This window comes from Streptomyces sp., from assembly GCF_031181555.1.
Taxonomy (GTDB): domain Bacteria; phylum Actinomycetota; class Actinomycetes; order Streptomycetales; family Streptomycetaceae; genus Streptomyces; species Streptomyces fimbriatus.
Map to the genome: position 1 here is coordinate 52,285 of NZ_JAPSKQ010000003.1, position 17,341 is coordinate 69,625.

General features: G+C 72.3%; 16 protein-coding genes and 1 tRNA gene. 7 read left to right on the top strand and 10 right to left on the bottom strand.

Going from position 1 to position 17,341, the window contains the following annotated elements:
• Positions 1–922 precede the first annotated feature (922 nt).
• The 7 genes from RIM90_RS01460 to galU all read right to left on the bottom strand — a co-directional run bounded on the left by RIM90_RS01460 (position 923) and on the right by galU (position 6,566).
• A tRNA-Ala gene (locus tag RIM90_RS01460) sits at positions 923–996 on the bottom strand.
• Between the two features lie 81 nt (positions 997–1,077).
• A complete protein-coding gene (gene glpR, locus RIM90_RS01465; protein ID WP_309058641.1) occupies positions 1,078–2,337 on the bottom strand; it encodes a gephyrin-like molybdotransferase receptor GlpR in 1,260 nt (419 codons plus the stop codon).
• A 195-nt stretch (positions 2,338–2,532) separates the two neighbouring features.
• Positions 2,533–3,195, bottom strand: coding sequence for a GNAT family protein (locus RIM90_RS01470; RefSeq protein ID WP_309058642.1), 663 nt, complete (start codon positions 3,193–3,195; stop codon positions 2,533–2,535).
• Between the two features lie 26 nt (positions 3,196–3,221).
• The gene (locus tag RIM90_RS01475; protein WP_309058643.1) at positions 3,222–3,728 is read right to left on the bottom strand and encodes a MogA/MoaB family molybdenum cofactor biosynthesis protein; all 507 of its coding nucleotides are present in this window, start codon (positions 3,726–3,728) and stop codon (positions 3,222–3,224) included.
• Positions 3,725–4,249 carry a cyclic pyranopterin monophosphate synthase MoaC gene (moaC, locus tag RIM90_RS01480; protein ID WP_309058644.1) on the bottom strand — a complete coding sequence of 175 codons (525 nt, stop codon included), beginning with the start codon at positions 4,247–4,249 and terminating at the stop codon, positions 3,725–3,727. The genes RIM90_RS01475 and moaC overlap by 4 nt, the downstream gene beginning before the upstream one ends.
• Positions 4,250–4,335: 86 nt before the next feature.
• Positions 4,336–5,658 (bottom strand): gephyrin-like molybdotransferase Glp, encoded by a 1,323-nt coding sequence (gene glp / locus RIM90_RS01485; RefSeq protein ID WP_309058645.1) that lies wholly within the window; start codon positions 5,656–5,658, stop codon positions 4,336–4,338.
• Positions 5,655–6,566: a UTP--glucose-1-phosphate uridylyltransferase GalU gene (gene galU, locus RIM90_RS01490; protein WP_309058646.1), complete on the bottom strand. Its 912-nt coding sequence runs from the start codon at positions 6,564–6,566 to the stop codon at positions 5,655–5,657. Before galU ends, glp begins: the two co-directional genes overlap by 4 nt.
• 92 nt (positions 6,567–6,658) lie before the next feature.
• Between galU and RIM90_RS01495 the strand changes: the two genes are divergently transcribed.
• Complete coding sequence (locus tag RIM90_RS01495; RefSeq protein WP_309058647.1) at positions 6,659–7,273, top strand: 5-formyltetrahydrofolate cyclo-ligase; 615 nt, start codon at positions 6,659–6,661, stop codon at positions 7,271–7,273.
• A gap of 106 nt (positions 7,274–7,379) precedes the next feature.
• Here the strand turns inward: RIM90_RS01495 and RIM90_RS01500 are convergent, their stop codons facing one another.
• Positions 7,380–10,223 (bottom strand): penicillin acylase family protein, encoded by a 2,844-nt coding sequence (locus RIM90_RS01500; RefSeq protein WP_309058648.1) that lies wholly within the window; start codon positions 10,221–10,223, stop codon positions 7,380–7,382.
• 237 nt (positions 10,224–10,460) lie between these two features.
• Between RIM90_RS01500 and RIM90_RS01505 the strand changes: the two genes are divergently transcribed.
• The 6 genes from RIM90_RS01505 (at position 10,461) to mscL (ending at position 16,352) form a co-directional block, all read left to right on the top strand.
• Positions 10,461–11,996, top strand: a complete 1,536-nt coding sequence (locus tag RIM90_RS01505) for a potassium/proton antiporter (RefSeq protein ID WP_309058649.1) — start codon at positions 10,461–10,463, stop codon at positions 11,994–11,996.
• A gap of 380 nt (positions 11,997–12,376) precedes the next feature.
• A complete protein-coding gene (locus RIM90_RS01510) occupies positions 12,377–13,663 on the top strand; it encodes an MFS transporter (protein WP_309058650.1) in 1,287 nt (428 codons plus the stop codon).
• Between the two features lie 67 nt (positions 13,664–13,730).
• Positions 13,731–14,048, top strand: coding sequence for an FmdB family zinc ribbon protein (locus RIM90_RS01515; protein WP_309058651.1), 318 nt, complete (start codon positions 13,731–13,733; stop codon positions 14,046–14,048).
• A 75-nt stretch (positions 14,049–14,123) separates the two neighbouring features.
• Complete coding sequence (locus tag RIM90_RS01520) at positions 14,124–14,966, top strand: S-methyl-5'-thioadenosine phosphorylase (protein WP_309058652.1); 843 nt, start codon at positions 14,124–14,126, stop codon at positions 14,964–14,966.
• A 219-nt stretch (positions 14,967–15,185) separates the two neighbouring features.
• Positions 15,186–15,731: a hypothetical protein gene (locus tag RIM90_RS01525; protein ID WP_309058653.1), complete on the top strand. Its 546-nt coding sequence runs from the start codon at positions 15,186–15,188 to the stop codon at positions 15,729–15,731.
• A 150-nt stretch (positions 15,732–15,881) separates the two neighbouring features.
• Entirely contained in the window at positions 15,882–16,352 is a 471-nt protein-coding gene (mscL, locus tag RIM90_RS01530) for a large conductance mechanosensitive channel protein MscL (protein ID WP_309058654.1), read from the top strand.
• Between the two features lie 22 nt (positions 16,353–16,374).
• Here mscL and RIM90_RS01535 read toward each other — a convergent pair whose 3' ends face one another.
• Together RIM90_RS01535 and RIM90_RS01540 are read right to left on the bottom strand one after the other, a co-directional pair.
• Positions 16,375–16,551, bottom strand: coding sequence for a hypothetical protein (locus tag RIM90_RS01535; protein WP_309058655.1), 177 nt, complete (start codon positions 16,549–16,551; stop codon positions 16,375–16,377).
• A gap of 120 nt (positions 16,552–16,671) precedes the next feature.
• The gene (locus RIM90_RS01540) at positions 16,672–17,244 is read right to left on the bottom strand and encodes a dihydrofolate reductase family protein (RefSeq protein WP_309058656.1); all 573 of its coding nucleotides are present in this window, start codon (positions 17,242–17,244) and stop codon (positions 16,672–16,674) included.
• Positions 17,245–17,341: the final 97 nt, after the last annotated feature.

Consider the following 17,341-nt stretch of genomic DNA (forward strand, 5'->3'; position numbering starts at 1 on the left):
GGGGCGCCCCGTCGGCCCTGTTCACCAGAACAGGGCCTGGCTCACCTTCTGTGATGTCGGTGGTCACGCCAGGACAGGGCGATGCCATGCCCGGCACCACGGGGCGCTGCGCGGGTGGCAGGCTGACCCCCATGATGCCGATGTCCCCCTCCGAACCGGTGTGCGCAGCCATGACAGTGGACGGGCGCAGCCTGTCCTGCCTCGACTTCGGTGGCCCGGGGCGGCCCCTGCTCGCGTTGCACGGCCACTTCAACGAGGGCCGGACTTTCACGAACCTGGCGCGGACGCTGTGTCCCGACTGGCGGGTCGTGGCCCCCGATCAGCGCGGACACGGCTTCTCCGACAGGGGACCGGACTTCTCCCGGACGCACCGTGCACGAGACCGATCCCGCGGGGTTCGCCGCAACGGTGCGCGCGTTCCTCGCCACACTGGCGCTCGAACCCGACCGGCAGACTCCGAGTGAGGCGACCACGCGGAAGCTCCGCCGAGAGACGACACCGGCTGAGATCCCGTCACGGTGCCGTCCCGCCCCTCCTCGCACCGGCCCACGTCAGAGGCAAGGTCCCCTCACCCGGCAGGCCCGGGGGAACACCCAACGCGCTTGGGTCACCCTGCGCACCGCACCCGGACCGGCCCCGGAGACGGCCCGGCACCACCGGTGGAGGGCAGCCCGGCACATGGCCTGTATCGCGGACGGCCTGCGGGCAGTGGCGGGTCGAGCTCACCGGTGGCGGCCGTGTCCGGTGTCTCCCGGGCCCCGCCCGGGCGACATGCCGGATCACCTTCGCCGGCACCGGGCACCCGCGAGCCACGGACCGCCGCTGAAGCTCACGTGACGACCACCACAGAGTCGTGAGGGCGGCTCCCCCACGCTCACACGAAGAAGCCCCCGCCGGTTTCCCGGCGGGGGCTCAGCTGCGGTGGACCTGAGGGGATTTGAACCCCTGGCCCCCTCGATGCGAACGAGGTGCGCTACCGGACTGCGCCACAGGCCCTTGCAACGAGTGAAACTTTAGCATCCCGATCGGCCTGCTCGGAAATCCGTTGCCGGTCACCCGCCGTCCGCCGCTTCGGGGCTACTCGTTGGCGGCCCGAGGCCGCTCCCCGTCCTCGTACTGGTCGAACAGCGGGGTGCGGCCGCGCTCCCGGGACCGCCGGGCCGACGCCGCCCGCCGGACGTCACTGCGCCCGTCGCCGTCCGCCCGCTCCCCCGCCCCGGCGTCGGCCGGGTCCGGGTCCGCCTCCTCGTCGGGAGCCGGCGCCTCCTCGGGCGGGACGGCGCTCGAGCGGGCCGAGCTCCAGGTGTCCGGCGCGCCGAGGTCCACGTCGCTGGTGGCGCGCGGCGCGACCGGGGCGGTCACGTACGTGGGCAGCGGCACCGGGACCGGGTCCCAGCTGTCGCCGCCCTGTCCGGGCCGCCGCTGCCGCTCGCGCTGCTGGTCGACCCACTCCGCGTGGTCGGTCTGCTCGACGAGCGCACGCCGGTCCGCGGCGAGCGCGGAGAGGCCGAGATCGGGGTCGGGGGCGACTCCGGCTTCCGGTCCCTCCGGTTCGTCGGCGTCGGCTTCCTCGACGGCCGGACGGCGGCGCGACCGGCGCTCCCGCTCGCGCAGGCGCTGGGCGGCGATCTCGGCCTGGCGGCGGTCCATCTGGTAGGCGAAACGGCGGCGCTCCTGGGAGCGCAGGTACGCGATGTACGCGCTGAGCAGCACCGCGGGCACGCCGGGCGCCCACAGGAAGGCGAGCCCGCCGACCGCCGCGACGATCGCGCCGAGCGTGAAGGCGAGGAAGAGAAGCGTGGTGGTGCGCCGGCGGCGGGCGAGCACCTTCGAGCGCTGGGCGCGCGCCGCGGCGGCCTGCGCCGCGCGGGCCCCCTGCGCGTCCTGGGTCCGCCGGTCCGCGGATCCGCGCCGGGCGGCCGGGACACGCGCGTGTGCCGCGCCGGGCTCGGGCCCGCGCCGGTCCGCGCGCTCGCGCGGGAACCGGTCGTCCTGCTGCTCGGGGGCCGGTTCCGGCCGCTCCGCGGGGGACGGCGGGAGGGGCACCCGCGTCTGCGGACGGGTCTGGGACACGGCGAAGGCCCGGACGTCCACCGAGTCGGTGATCGCGTCCGGGTCGTGGACGCTCTGCTCCCCCTCGTCGGCGGAGCGCGCCCGCAGGTCCTTGGCGTACCGGCGCTCCATGCCCGCCCGTCCGGACAGCAATCGGATGGCGGTGCTGAAGCGTTCCGTTGGACGGGCCTCGTTCAGCTCGTCCTGCCTACGGAGCCACATCGGCACCAAGTAGGCGGCCCAGGCCCCGACAATGACTGCGTAGATGAGGCCGCTGCTGCTCACGCCTCACACGGTAGAGGGGTTTGCATGGGGCCATCCGCCAATTGAGCCGGTGTGTCGCACGATCTGGCTGATATTTCGAACTTTTTTTGCGACCGATGCGATCAGCGGACCGTCAGACCCGGGAATTCCAGGCCGGAAGGCGGTCACCCACGCTCAATTTCGAACATATATTCAATTTCCGGGGGCGTGCGGTATTCACGGGTTGCGGCGCCCGTTCCCGGTCCGCTCGTTCGCCGAACGCTCGTTTCCTGGCGGTTCGTTCCCGGACCGCCCGTACCGGGAGCGTGCCCGGTGCCAGCGGCCGAGCAAACCGTCGGGGACTTCTTCCGCCGTCAGCGCGAAGACGAGATGGTCGCGCCAGGCTCCGTCGATGTGGAGATAGCGCGGGCGCAGCCCCTCCTCGCGGAATCCGAGTTTCTCCACGACCCTGCGGCTGGGCCCGTTCTCCGGGCGAATGCAGACCTCGATGCGGTGCAGTCCGACGGTGCGGAAACAGTGGTCCACGGCCATCGCGACGGCCGTCGGCACCACCCCGCGGCCGGCCACCGCCTCGTCCACCCAGTAGCCGACGTGCCCCGAGCACATCGAGCCCCAGGTGATCCCGGCGACGGTCAGCTGGCCGACGAGGCGTCCCTGGTACTCGATGACGAACGGCAGCATCCGGCCCGCGTTCGCCTCGGACCTGAGGTGGCGGACCATCTGACGGTAGGTCGGCCGGTGGGTGACCGGGCCGGTGGGCGTGGGCGGCGGGATGGTCGCCTCCCACGGCCGCAGCCAGTCGCGGTTGCGCCGGTTGACCTCGCGCCAGGCCTTCTGGTCGCGCAGCTTTATCGGCCGGAGGACGATGTCGCCGTCCACCAGCTCGACGGGCCAGGAGGAGCGGTTCAGCTGGCACCTCCGCCACTGTCGTCCGGCCGGGGATGGTCACCGCCGCGCAGCTGGTCGACGGCGTGCCTCAGCAGCGGCTCCAGCACGGCCAGGCCGTCCTTCACCCCGCCGCGGGACCCGGGCAGGTTGACGATCAGCGTCCGGCCCGCGACCCCCGCGAGGCCCCGGGACAGGGCGGCCGTCGGCACCTTCTCGCGGCCGTACGCCCGGATGGCCTCCGCGATGCCGGGCACCTCGTGGTCGATCACCCGCCGGGTCGCCTCGGGGGTGCGGTCGGTGGGCGAGATGCCGGTGCCGCCGGTGGTGACGATCACGTCGTACCCGGCGTCGGCGCCCGCGCGCAGGGCGGACTCCACCGGGTCGCCGTCGGGGACGACCCGCGGGCCGTCGACGGCGAAGCCGAGGCGGTCCAGGTACTCGGCGACCATCGGGCCGCCCTTGTCCTCGTAGACACCGGCGGCGGCCCGGTTGGAGGCGGTGACCACGAGAGCGCGGTAGCTCATGCCCGGCTCCAGTCGCCCGACTTGCCGCCCGTCTTCTCCTCCACCCGCACGTCCGTGATGACCGCCTCCTTGTCGACCGCCTTGACCATGTCGATCACGGTGAGCGCGGCGACGGACACCGCGGTGAGCGCCTCCATCTCGACGCCCGTGCGGTCCGTCGTCCGCACGGTCGCCGCGATCTCCACGGCGTCGTCCGCGACCGACAGGTCCAGTTTCACACCGGACAGCGCCAAGGGGTGACACAGCGGGATGAGGTCGGGGGTGCGTTTGGCGCCCATGATGCCCGCGATCCGCGCGGTGGCGAGGGCGTCGCCCTTGGGGACGCCCTCGCCGCGCAGCAGCTCGATCACGCGGGGCGAGACGAGGACCCGGCCGGTGGCACGGGCGGTGCGTGCGGTCACGTCCTTGCCGGACACGTCGACCATGCGGGCGGCGCCCGCCTCGTCGATGTGGGTCAGACGGTCCTGCGTACGGTCCTGCTCAGGGGGTCCGGGGGTCTTCCCCGGGGACGGCACAGTCATGCTTGATCGGCGCTCCCGGTCCTGGCCCGTCGCGGTGCGGCGCACGGGCCTGCTGTGCGCGACACGGTACCGCCCACCAGCGGGGCTCAGCCGAGCAGGACCACCTCGACCTCGGTGCCCGGCGCGACGGACCCGGCGTCCTCGGGGACGACGATCAGCGCGTTCGCCTGTGCGAGGGCCGCCACGAGGTGGGATCCGGCGCCGCCGACCGGGGTCACCGTGCCGTCCGCGTACCGGCCGCGCAGGAACTGGCGGCGGCCCTTCGGCGAGGTCAGCGCCCCGTCCGCGGTGAGCCTCGCGCGGGTCCTGGGCCGGTGGACGTCCGCCAGGCCCATCAGGGTGCGGATGGCGGGGCGGACGAACAGCTCGAAGGAGACGTAGGAGGAGACCGGGTTGCCGGGCAGGGCCAGCAGCGGGGTGTGGTCGGGGCCGATGGAGCCGAAGCCCTGGGGCTTGCCCGGCTGCATGGCCACCTTGCGGAACTCGATGCCGCTGCCCGGCTCGTCCTCGTCGCCCGCGTACGACAGCGCCTCCTTGACGACGTCGTACGCCCCGACGCTCACGCCGCCCGTGGTGACCATCAGGTCGGCGCGCACCAGCTGGTCCTCGATGGTGTCCCGCAGGGTCACGGCGTCGTCGGCGACGGCGCCCACCCGGTAGGCGATGGCGCCGGCGTCGCGGGCGGCGGCGGTGAGGGCGAAGCTGTTGGAGTCGTAGATCTGGCCGGAGCGCAGTTCCTCGCCCGGCTGGACGAGTTCGCTGCCGGTGGAGAGCACGACCACGCGCGGGCGCGGGCGCACCCGGACCGTGCCGCGGCCGATCGCGGCCAGCAGGGAGATCTGCGGCGGGCCGAGGACGGTGCCGGCCTCCAGGGCGCGGTCACCGGCCTTGACGTCGCTGCCCTGGGCGCGCACGTGCGCGCGTGCCGGTGCCGGGCGGTGGACGCGCACCTGCCCGGTGGCGCCCTCGGGCGCGAGGCTGCGGGCGCGCATCCCGGCGGCCGGGCCCTCGCCGAGGCCGCCGTCGGTCCACTCCACGGGGACCACGGTCTCGGCGCCCGGCGGGAGCGGGGCGCCGGTCATGATGCGGGCGGCCTGACCGGGGCCGACGTGGAGGAGGTCGGCCTGGCCGGCGGCGACGTCCCCGACGACGTCGAGGACCGCCGGGTACCGCTCGCTCGCGCCCGCGACATCCGCGACCCGCACCGCGTACCCGTCCATGGAGCTGTTGTCGAACGGCGGCAGGGACACCGGCACCGTGACGTCCTCGACCAGGACGCAGCCCTGGGCGTCGAGGAGGTTCAGCTCGATGGGTTCGAGGGGCCGGACGGTGGCGAGGATGTCGTCCAGGTGCTCGTCCACCGACCAGAGGTGGTCCGGGCCTGCGGTGCGGGGCGCGGCGGTGCTCAACGTTCCTGCATCTCCTCGGTGACGTAACGGCGGAGCCAGGACCGGAAGTCCGGGCCCAGGTCCTCACGTTCGCACGCGAGCCGGACAATGGCACGCAGGTAGTCGCCGCGGTCGCCGGTGTCATAGCGGCGGCCCTTGAAGACGACGCCGTGCACCGGGCCGCCGATCCTCTCGTCGGCCGCGAGCTGCTGGAGGGCGTCGGTGAGCTGGATCTCGCCGCCGCGGCCCGGCTCGGTCCGCCGCAGTATGCCGAAGACGGCCGGGTCGAGGACGTAGCGGCCGATGATGGCGTAGTTGGAGGGGGCGTCGGCGGGGTCCGGCTTCTCGACCAGGCCGGAGACCCGGACGACGTCGGAGTCCTCGGTGGCCTCGACGGCGGCGGACCCGTAGAGGTGGATCTGCTCGGGGGCCACCTCCATGAGCGCGACGACGCTGCCGCCGCGCTGCTCCTGGACCTCGATCATCCGCCGGAGCAGGGGGTCGCGCGGGTCGATCAGGTCGTCGCCGAGGAGGACGGCGAAGGGCTCGTCGCCGACGTGCGGCGCGGCACACAGGACGGCGTGGCCGAGGCCCTTGGGGTCACCCTGGCGGACGTAGTGCATGGTGGCCAGGTCGCTGGACTCCTGCACCTTGGCGAGCCGGTCGGCGTCGCCCTTCTTCTCGAGGGCGGACTCCAGCTCGTAGTTGCGGTCGAAGTGGTCCTCCAGGGGGCGCTTGTTGCGGCCCGTCACCATGAGGACGTCGTCGAGGCCCGCGGCGACCGCCTCTTCGACCACGTACTGGATCGCCGGCTTGTCGACGACCGGCAGCATCTCCTTGGGAGTGGCCTTGGTGGCCGGCAGGAACCGGGTGCCGAGACCTGCTGCGGGGATGACAGCCTTGCTGATCCGGGGGTGCGAGTGAATCATGCCCGCCACCCTATCCGGTGCCATTGTGTGGAATCTGAGGCTCCGGTTATTTGTGGATCATATGAGCATATTGGAACGGTACGGGGACAATCTTGAAGCACAGCGAACGCGCGGGCGAGCCTGACAAGCGGGTATTGCGGCGGGAAATCCTCACGGTGAGGAACGAGTTGACGGCGGATGACGTGCGGGAATCCGCGACCGCGCTGGCCCGGCAGGCGCTCGGGCTGCCCGAACTGGCGCACGCGCGCACGGTGGCGGCGTACGTCTCCGTGGGGAGCGAACCCGGCACGCTCGCGCTGCTGGACGCGCTGCGCGCCCGGGGCGTACGCGTGCTGCTGCCCGTCCTGCTGCCCGACAACGACCTGGACTGGGGCGCGTACGCGGGAGAGGGCTCCCTCGTACGCGTGCGGCACGGCGGACGGATGGCGCTCCTCGAACCGGCCGGGGAGCGCCTCGGGCCGGACGCCGTGACCGGGGCGGACGCCGTCCTGCTGCCGGGCCTGGCCGTCGACGCGCGCGGGATGCGGCTGGGGCGCGGCGGGGGTTCCTACGACCGGGCCCTCGCCCGGCTGGAGCGCGCGGGCGCGCACCCGGCGCTGGTGGTGCTGCTGTACGACTCCGAGGTCGTCGCGCACGTCCCCGAGGAGCCGCACGACCGGCCGGTGCACGCGGTGGTGACACCGTCGGGGGTGCGGCGGTTCCGGTGAGGTCCCGGTACGTGAGGGTGAGGCGTACGCGAAGGTGAGGCCCTGACACGCGAAGGCGGCCACCACGCGTGCGTGGTGGCCGCCTTCGCGTACCGGTCCGGCCGGGTCAGGGCTTGAGCAGCAGGGTGTCGCTGGTGTTCTCCTGGACCGCCTTGTCCGAGTACGGCCACTCCAGCAGTTCGCCCTCGGCCCACTTGTCCGTCTGGTCGACGTAGTGGGGGTTGTAGGCGTGCCCGGAGGCGCCGGTGAGGTTGATCCACCGGGACTTGTCGAGGTCGCCGAGGTTGACCACCATCCGCATGGACGGCACCCACACGACCCCGTAGCCGCCGGCGGCGTTCCAGCCGGTCGCGTTGACCGTCGCCTCGCCGCCGCCGAGCTTCCACGGGCCGCGGTTGAGGACGTACTGCAGGAAGCCGGGGCCCTCGGTGCCGAGCGTCTGGTTCTTCAGGAACAGGCGGTGCAGCCGGCCCCAGCTCCAGGAGTCGATGTCCTTGCCGAGCTTGGCGGTCAGCTCCCAGCGGGCGTCGATCATGGCGCGCTTGAACAGCTCGTCACGGTTGTCCGCGCCGGGGCGGGTGCCCGTCTTGGGGGTCTTCCACCAGTCGCTGTCCTCCTTGTCCATCAGCTTGCGGACCACCTCGAACCAGCGGTCGCCGCCGTCGGGCTGCGCCTGGTCGGCGTCGCGCTGACCGCACTCGCGCACCTTGCCGGCCTCGTCCGCGGGCCCGGTGGTGTTGACCGGCTCGACCCACAGGCACTGGCCCTTGGGCCGCAGCTCCTTGGGCAGCTTGTTGCCGAAGGCGAGCTTGAGGACGTTGCGCCAGACCGAGTTGAAGTAGGCGGCGGCCGCCGAGTCGGCGTCCTGGGTGTAGTCCCAGCCCTCCAGCAGCTTCTGCGCCTCGCGCACGTCCTTGTCACCGACGTCGATCTTGAGCAGTTCGGGCACCAGCAGCTTGGCGATGGAGCTGGAGTTGTCGAGCTGCATCTGCCGCATGTCGTCGGTGGAGATCTTGCCGCCGTCCTTGATCTTCGACTGGATCAGGTCGGTGATCCGCTGGCTGCGGGCGCCGTACCCCCAGTCGGTGGTCAGCGTGTAGGGGTAGTCCTCGCCGACGACGGCCTGGTTGGCGGTGACGATGTAGCCGCGCTCCGGGTCGTACTCGTAGGGCAGCGCGTCCTGCTCGACCCAGCCGGTCCACCGGTAGTCGGGGTCCCAGCCGGGGGCGGGGACCGAACCGTCGTGGTTCTCCGCGCGGGTGGGGATCTTCCCGGGCAGCGTGTAGCCGATGTGGCCCTCGGTGTCCGCGTAGACGAGGTTCTGCGAGGGCACCTCGAACAGGGCGGCCGCCTCGCGGAAGTCGTCCCAGTCCTTCGCGCGGTTCATCGCGAAGACGGAGTCCATGGTGCGGCCCGGCTCCAGCGCGGTCCAGCGCAGCGCGACGCCGTAGCCGTCGCCCCGGTCGGGGGCGGCGCTGTCGACGGTGGCCTTCTTGCCGGTCCTGACGAGCTCGGCGGAGCGGTCGGAGAGCAGGGGGCCGTTGCCGGTCTCGCGGACGACGATCTTCCGTGCCTTGCCGCCGGCGACCGCGATGGTCTCCTCGCGGGTCTCGAACGGCACCACCTTGCCGCCGTACTGGTAGCCGTCGCCGGTGATCTTCTCCAGGTAGAGGTCGGTGACGTCGACGCCGGAGTTGGTCAGGCCCCAGGCGATGTCCTGGTTGTGGCCGATTATCACGCCGGGCATGCCGGCGAAGGTGTAGCCGGCGACGTCGTACTGGCACTTGGCGGAGACGCTGCGGCAGTGCAGGCCCATCTGGTACCAGACGGACGGCAGCGAGGCCGACAGGTGCGGGTCGTTGGCGAGCAGCGGCTTGCCGGTGATGGTGTGCTCACCGGAGACCACCCAGGAGTTGGAGCCGATGCCGTCACCGTTGACGCCGACGGCGGTGGGCAGGTCCTCCAGGACCTGCTGGAGACCGGCCAGCTGACTCTCCACGGCGGAACCGCCGGTACCTGTTCCTGCACCGGTGCCGGTGCCGGTGCCGGTGCCTGCACCGATGCCGGTCCCTGCACCCGTGCCCGTACCGGTGCCCGTGCCCGCACCGGTGCCGGTCCCTATGCCCGTTCCCGTTCCTGTGCCCGTGCCGCTCGCGCTCTCACCCTGCTCGTAGGTCCCGGTGAGCTCGTTGTACTGGCCCTCCTGGATCACCGGCTTGTTCCGGCCGTACGGGTACTCCGGGTACAGGTCGGCGATCTGCTTCGGGCCGAGGCGGCTGGTCATCAGGGCGCGGTCGATCTCGTCCTGCATGTTGCCGCGCAGGTCCCAGGCCATCGCCTTCAGCCAGGCCACCGAGTCGACCGGGGTCCACTTCTCGGGCTTGTAGTCGTTGGTGAAGCCGAGCGCCGCGTACTCCAGGGAGATCTCCTTGCCCTCCTTGCCCTCCAGGTAGGCGTTGACCCCCTTGGCGTACGCCTGGAGGTACTTCTTCGTGGAGGGGGAGAGCTTCTTCTCGTACTCCTCCTTCGCGACCCGGTCCCAGCCCAGGGTGCGCAGGAACTCGTCGTTGTCGATCTGGCTCTCGCCGAACATCTCCGACAGGCGCCCGGAGGTCATGTGCCGGCGCACGTCCATCTCGTAGAACCGGTCCTGCGCCTGGACGTAGCCCTGCGCCATGAACAGGTCCTCGTCGGAGGAGGCGTAGATCTGCGGGATGCCGTGACCGTCGCGTTTGACGTCGACGGTTCCCGACAGGCCCTGCAGCGTGATCGAGCCCTTGGTCTGCGGGAAGGAGGCGCGCACGGTGCTGACGGACCAGTACGCCCCGTAGGCGACGCCGCCGATCAGGGCCAGCACCAGGACGAGCACGATCAGGCGGGCTTTGCGCCCCTTCTTCCTGCCGGACTTGCCGGCCTGCTGACCCGTGGAGGCGGTGGTGTCGGTGGGCATCGCTGTCCTTGCTGTCCTAACGCGAGCGGCAGGTCGGGCTGTGCTTTTAACTGAGCGCTGGAGCAACGATAGGCGCAGGGCCCGGCAGCCCTTGACGCGGAGTCGGGAACCAGCCCGGAAGGACGTTCGATCCTGCCCCCGCGAGCGTCAAGAAAGCGTCAAGAGTTAGGTAAGGTAACGAAGTAGTTTGCCGCGGAAGCGGTGGATCGCATGCGATGTACGTGAGCTCACGCGCGGATGCGCATGAGTCAGGGAAGGGAACGGCCGCTGACTGTCCACCACCTCAACCAGCTCCTGCTCGTCTGTTCGATCGTCCTGCTCGTCGCCGTCGCAGCGGTCCGGATCTCCTCGCGCAGCGGGCTCCCCAGCCTGCTCGTCTATCTGGGCATCGGCATCGCCATGGGCCAGGACGGCATCGGCGACATCCACTTCGACAACGCCGAGCTGACACAGGTCATCGGATACGCGGCCCTGGTCGTGATCCTTGCCGAGGGTGGCCTGGGCACCAAGTGGAGCGACATCAGACCGGCCCTGCCCGCCGCCTCCGCGCTCGCGCTGGCCGGCGTCGCGGTGAGCGTCGGGGTCACGGCGTCGGCCGCGCACTTCCTGATCGGGCTGGAGTGGCGGCAGGCGCTCATCATCGGCGCGGTGGTGTCCTCGACCGACGCGGCGGCCGTGTTCTCGGTGCTGCGGAAGATCCCCCTCCCCGCGCGCGTGACGGGCACGCTGGAGGCCGAGTCCGGCTTCAACGACGCCCCCGTCGTCATCCTGGTCGTCGCCTTCTCCACGGCCGGTCCGGTGGAGCACTGGTACGTGCTGATCGGCGAGATAGCGCTGGAGCTGGTCATCGGTGCCGCCATCGGGCTCGCGGTGGGCTGGCTGGGCGCCTGGGCGCTGCGGCACGTGGCGCTGCCCGCCTCCGGCCTCTACCCGATCGCCGTCATGGCCATCGCCGTCGCCGCCTACGCGGTGGGCGCCATCGCCCACGGCAGCGGCTTCCTCGCCGTCTACCTCGCCTCGATGGTGCTGGGCAACGCCAGGCTGCCGCACTGGCCCGCCACGCGCGGCTTCGCCGAGGGACTCGGCTGGATCGCCCAGATCGGCATGTTCGTCCTGCTCGGCCTGCTGGTCACCCCGCACGAGCTGGGTGACGGCATCGTGCCGGCGCTGGTCATCGGGCTGGTGCTCACCGCGGTGGCCCGCCCGCTGAGCGTCGTGGTGTGCCTGCTGCCGTTCCGGGTGCCCTGGCAGGAGCAGACGCTGATGTCGTGGGCGGGGCTGCGCGGCGCCGTGCCCATCATCCTGGCGACGATCCCGATGGTGGAGGGCGTCGAGGCCAGCCGCGAGATCTTCAACATCGTCTTCATCCTGGTCGTCGTCTACACCCTCGTCCAGGGCCCGACGCTGCCCTGGCTGGCCCGGAAGCTGCACCTGGGCGAGGACTCCGAGGCCGCCGACCTCGGCATCGAGTCGGCGCCCCTGGAGCGGCTGCGCGGGCATCTGCTGTCGGTCGTCATCCCGGACGGTTCGAGGATGCACGGCGTGGAGGTCGCCGAACTGCGGCTGCCCGCCGGGTCCGCCGTCACCCTCGTCGTCCGCGAGGGGAAGTCGTTCGTCCCGCTGCCCACGACGGCGCTGCGGCGCGGGGACGAACTGCTCGTCGTCGCCACCGATCCGGTGCGGGACGCCGCCGAACGGCGCCTGCGCGCGGTGGGCCGCGGCGGCAAGCTGGCCGGCTGGCTGGGCGCCAACGGCGCACAGACGGGGCGCTGAGGCGGGGCGCCGGGGCGGGGCGCCGGCACGGCGGGTGCGTCGGGGGAACGCGTCAAGGCGGTGGCGCGCCCGAGGGCCCCGCCCGGTGGAGCCAAGGGGTGCTTTGCCGGATTCACCCCCTCCCCTTCACAGGCGTGCGCGCCCCGTGGTGCTCGTTTTCACAGGCGCACGGCCCGTTGATCCCTGTATGATGCAGGCGACCCCCAGATGACCTGATCGAACCAACTCTGCCTGACGCAGAGCTGGCGCGACCGTATGGCGGCCGGAACGCCCTGAGCTGTGGCGCCGGTATCTACCGCAGTCAGCGCAAGAGGACAGCTCTCGGCGCGCCCGCCCGACCCGCGCGGGCCGCGCTACCAGGCGGCGGAAAGGCACGGGCCGTGGCATCCACGGTCACCACGTCGAAGGACTCGGCGGCCACCTCCCGCCCGGGATACGGACAGTTGCTGCGCACCCGCGGCGCCTGGACCTTCCTGCTCCCCGGCTTCGCGGCACGCCAGCCGTTCGCGATGCTGACCCTCTCCATCGTGCTGCTGGTGCAGCACACCACCGGCTCCTACGGCGCGGCCGGCGCCGTCGCGGCCGTCACCGGCGTCTCCATGGCGCTGTTCGCCCCCTACAGCGGCCGCCTGGCCGACCGTCACGGGCAGCGCACGGTCCTCGTGCCCGGTGTCCTGGTGCACGCCCTGTCCGGGCTGGCCCTGACCGCGCTGGCCCTGAGCGACGCCCCCCTGTGGGCGCTGTTCGCCGCCGCCGTGCCCACGGGCGCCTCGGTGCCGCAGGTCGGGCCCATGGTGCGTGCCCGCTGGGGCGCGAAGCTCAAGGACTCCCCGCTGATGGCCACGGCGGCGGCCTTCGAGTCGGTCACCGACGAGTTCACCTTCGTCGTCGGGCCGCTGCTGGCCACGGCCCTGTGCACGGCCGTCGACCCGGCCGCGGGCCTCGTCACCGAGGCCGCGCTGACCCTCGTCGGCGGTCTGCTGTTCGCCGCCCAGCGGGGCACGCAGCCGAAGGTCGCCGGCGGCGGACACGCGCGCGCGGAGCACGTTTCCGCGTTGCGCGTCCCCGGAGTGCGCGTGCTGATCGTGACCTTCCTGGGCATCGGTTCCGTCTTCGGCGGCATGCAGGTCTCGCTGGCCGCGTTCACCGAGTCGATCGGCGAGCCCGGCCTGAACGGCGTCCTGTACGGCGTCTTCGCCGCGGGCAACATGCTCGCCGGCATCGCCTGCGGGGCCATCGCCTGGAAGGCCGCCCCGCAGCGGCGTCTGCTCATCGGGTACGCGGCGCTCGCGCTGACCGCCTCGGCCCTGTGGACCGCCCAGTCGGCGCTGCTGCTGGCCGGGCTCGGCCTCCTGGTCGGCATGTGCATCGCACCGGCCCTGATCACCGGCTACACGCTGGTGGAGGACCTGGTCCCGGCCGGTGCCCGCACCGAGGCCTTCACCTGGCTGACCGGCGCGGTCGCGCTCGGTCAGGCCGCCGCCGTCACGATCGCCGGGCAGCTGGAGGACCGCCTCTGGGGCGGCGCCGGTTTCCTGGTGCCGATGGGCGGCACGGTGCTCGCCCTCGTGACCCTGCTGGCGCTCCGGTCACGGCTGGTGCCGGCCCCGCGCGGGCGCACGGTCGCACGTGGCGTGGATCACCGCACCCCCGTCCCAGTGGACTGAGCGCAAGGAATAGGTCACTATGGACCGTCGTTAGCACTCATCGAGTGAGAGTGCCAGGAGGAAGACAGTGCCCACCTACCAGTACCAGTGCACCGAGTGCGGCGAGGGCCTCGAGGCGGTGCAGAAGTTCACCGACGACGCTCTGACCGAGTGCCCCAGCTGCGAGGGTCGCCTGAAGAAGGTGTTCTCGGCGGTCGGCATCGTCTTCAAGGGTTCCGGCTTCTACCGCAACGACAGCCGGGGCTCTTCGTCGAGCAGCTCCCCGGCGTCGTCGAAGTCGTCGGACTCCTCCTCGTCGACGTCTTCCGCGTCGTCCTCCTCGGACTCCGGCTCGGGCTCCGGCTCGGGCTCCGGCTCGTCGGCCGGCGCCACCACCGCCGCGTAGGACCGCACACTTCCGGGACCCCGTCGTGCGACGACGGGGTCCTCGGCGTTCCCGGGTGCGGTTAGGGTGCGGAGCATGGCGAACATGGCGACGGCCGAGATCGGTGTGATCGGCGGCTCCGGTTTCTACTCCTTCCTCGACGACGTGACCGAGGTCCAGGTGGACACCCCGTACGGGGCCCCCAGCGACTCCCTCTTCCTCGGCGAGGTGGCCGGCCGCCGGGTCGCCTTCCTCCCCCGGCACGGACGCGGCCACCATCTGCCGCCGCACCGGATCAACTACCGGGCCAACCTGTGGGCGCTCCGGTCGGCCGGTGTGCGCCAGGTGCTCGGGCCGTGCGCGGTGGGCGGTCTGCGCCCCGAGTACGGACCGGGCACGCTGCTGGTGCCGGACCAGCTCGTGGACCGTACGAAGTCCCGGGCGAACACGTACTTCGACGGGCTGCCGCTGCCCGACGGCACGGTGCCGAACGTGGTCCACGTGTCCCTGGCCGACCCCTACTGCCCCACCGGGCGCGCGGCCGCCCTGAAGGCGGCGCGCGGCCGGGACTGGGAGCCGGTGGACGGCGGCACGCTGGTCGTGGTGGAGGGGCCGCGCTTCTCCACCCGCGCCGAATCGTCGTGGCACCAGGCGCAGGGCTGGTCGGTGGTGGGCATGACCGGCCACCCCGAGGCGGCCCTCGCCCGTGAGCTGGAGCTCTGCTACACCTCCCTGACCCTGGTCACCGACCTCGACGCCGGCGCCGAGGCCGGTGAGGGCGTCTCCCACGACGAGGTGCTGCGGGTGTTCGCCGCCAACGTGGACCGGCTGCGGGGCGTGCTCTTCGACGCGGTGGCCGCCCTGCCGGCGACGGGCGAGCGGGACTGCCTGTGCGCGTCGGCACTGGGCGGGACGGACCCGGGCTTCGCGCTGCCGTAGGGCGCGGGGCGGCCCGGGGAGTGCGGGCACGGTGGGCGGGCGGAGCCTCTCCTTCGGGTGAGGGGGATGTCCACAGACCGGCTGCGTGTCCACAGGGCCCGGCGGGGCGCGGCGCGAGGCCTCATCGTGGGGATCGCAAGCCGGTCCCTCGTCGCAGGTGGTGGTCCCGTGTCCCTCCGTCCCTCCGCGCTCTCCCCTACCCCCTCCTCCTCTTCCGCGGTGCCGCGCCCTCCCGGCGCCGACGTCCCTCCCCGGTGCGAGGTTCCGCTCTTCGCCCCCGTACGGGTGCGCGGCGGTCTGCTGCACCCGGGCCGGCTCGCCCGGCACCGGAGGCGGGCCGTGGCCGTCGGCCTCGCGGTCACGGCGGCGGCGCTCGTGGCGGCGGGTCCGCGGGACACCGACCGGTCCCGTGGGCATCCCGGCGGGCCCGTGTCCGCCCGCGCGGCTTCGGCCGCCGCCAAAGACCGTCCGGTGGGGACCCGGCGGGCAGGAGAGACGGTCACGGCACCGGTGCGGATCGCCGACGCGGCCGCGGTACGGCTGCTGCGGCCGGGCGACCGGGTGGACGTGATCGCCGCCGAGGAGGCGGTGTCCGGCGGTGCGGCCCGCGTGGTCGCGCGCGGGGCGCGGGTGACCGAGGTGCCGGAACCGCCGGAGGGCGCGAGCGACGGCGGGGCCCTGGTGGTGCTGTCGGTGCCGCGCTCCACCGCGGCCGAGCTGGCCGGCGCGAGCGCCACGGCACGGCTGGCGGTGACCCTGTGGTGAACCGTGCCCTGGTGAACCGTGCCTTTCCGAGTCGCGTCCGCGGGTCCGGTCCTTCCTCCGGGCAACCCGGCTGGACACGCCGGTCCCACGCTGACGTAGGTTGCGGAGCGTTTTGTTCCGCGCGCTGCGCACGTGAGATGGGGCCCCGAGGTGAGCGAGAAGAAGGAATCCGGCGTCTGGCAGGGCTTCAAGGCCTTCCTGATGCGCGGGAACGTCGTCGATCTGGCCGTGGCGGTGGTGATCGGCGCGGCCTTCACCAACATCGTCAACTCGGTCGTGAAGGGCGTGATCAATCCGCTGGTCGGTGCGTTCGGCACCAAGAACCTGGACAGCTACAGCTCGTGCCTGAAGGGCCCCTGCGAGGGCACCGGCGACGCCGCGACGGGCGTGAGGATCCTGTGGGGTTCCGTCCTCGGCGCGACGCTGCAGTTCCTGATCACCGCGGCGGTCGTCTACTTCCTGATGGTCCTGCCCATGGCCAGGTACCTGGCCCGGGTGGAGGCCCGCAGGAAGGCGAAGGAGAGCACGCAGGAAATCATCGAGGTGTCCGAGCTGGAGGTGCTCAAGGAGATCCGCGACGCCCTGGTCTCACAGCGCGGCTCCGACCGGGGCGAGCGCTAGGGCCCGTCCGCCGGTGGGCGGGTCAGATGTGGTGGGGCGGCTTCTCGTCGAGGAAGCGCTTCAGGTCGGCCGCTCCGTCACCGGACGGGCGCTCTCCCCACCCGCGGTCGGTGTCGTCCGAGGACTGCTGGTCCAGCGGGTCGTCGAAGACCAGCGCGGGCTTCGGCGCGCGCGGCCGGGGATCGGGGGCGGTGCTCATGCGTCCAGGGTACGGCTCCTGGCGAACCGGGCGGGGCGGCCCGGCCCGCCGGTCGCCGGCGACCGCGCCCCCGAAGGACGCGGTCGCTCCGCGCCACGGCGGGCGGCCGCGGAAGCGTCGTCAGCGGACGACGTCGAAGACGTTCTTCTGGATGCCGTTGGCGTACGCCTCGTGCTCGACGAGCTTCAGCTTCTGGGCGTCCTTGTCCGTGTCGCTGAACAGACGCTTGCCCGCGCCGAGCAGGAGCGGGAAGACGAGCAGGTGATAACGGTCGATCAGGCCGGCGTCCGAGAGGTTCCGGCCGAGGGTGGCACTGCCGTGGACGATGATCGGTCCGCCTTCGGTCTCCTTCAGCGCGGCGACCTCGTCGAGCGAGCGCAGGATCGTGGTCTCGCCCCAGTCCGGCACCAGGGCGTCCTCGGTGAGGGTGGTCGAGACGACGTACTTCGGCATCGCCTTGTAGTCGGCGAACTCCTCCATGGCCGGCCAGACCGGGCTGAACGCCTCGTAGCTGACGCGGCCCAGCAGCATCGCGGTGGCCTCCTGCTGCTCCCGGCCCTTGATCTCGTACGCCTCCGGGAGGAACTCCACGTCCTTGAACGTCCATCCCGAGTTCCGGTAACCGGGCTCGCCGCCCGGTGCCTCCACGACGCCGTCGAGCGAGACGAAGGCGGTGCTGATCAGGGTGCGCATGTGTGGTCTCCCCAGTGTCTCGTGGCCGGTTCCCAGCCGGTCCGTCCGGTACCCGCGTCAACCGATCTCGCGGCTGCGGCACACCGTCTACCACTGA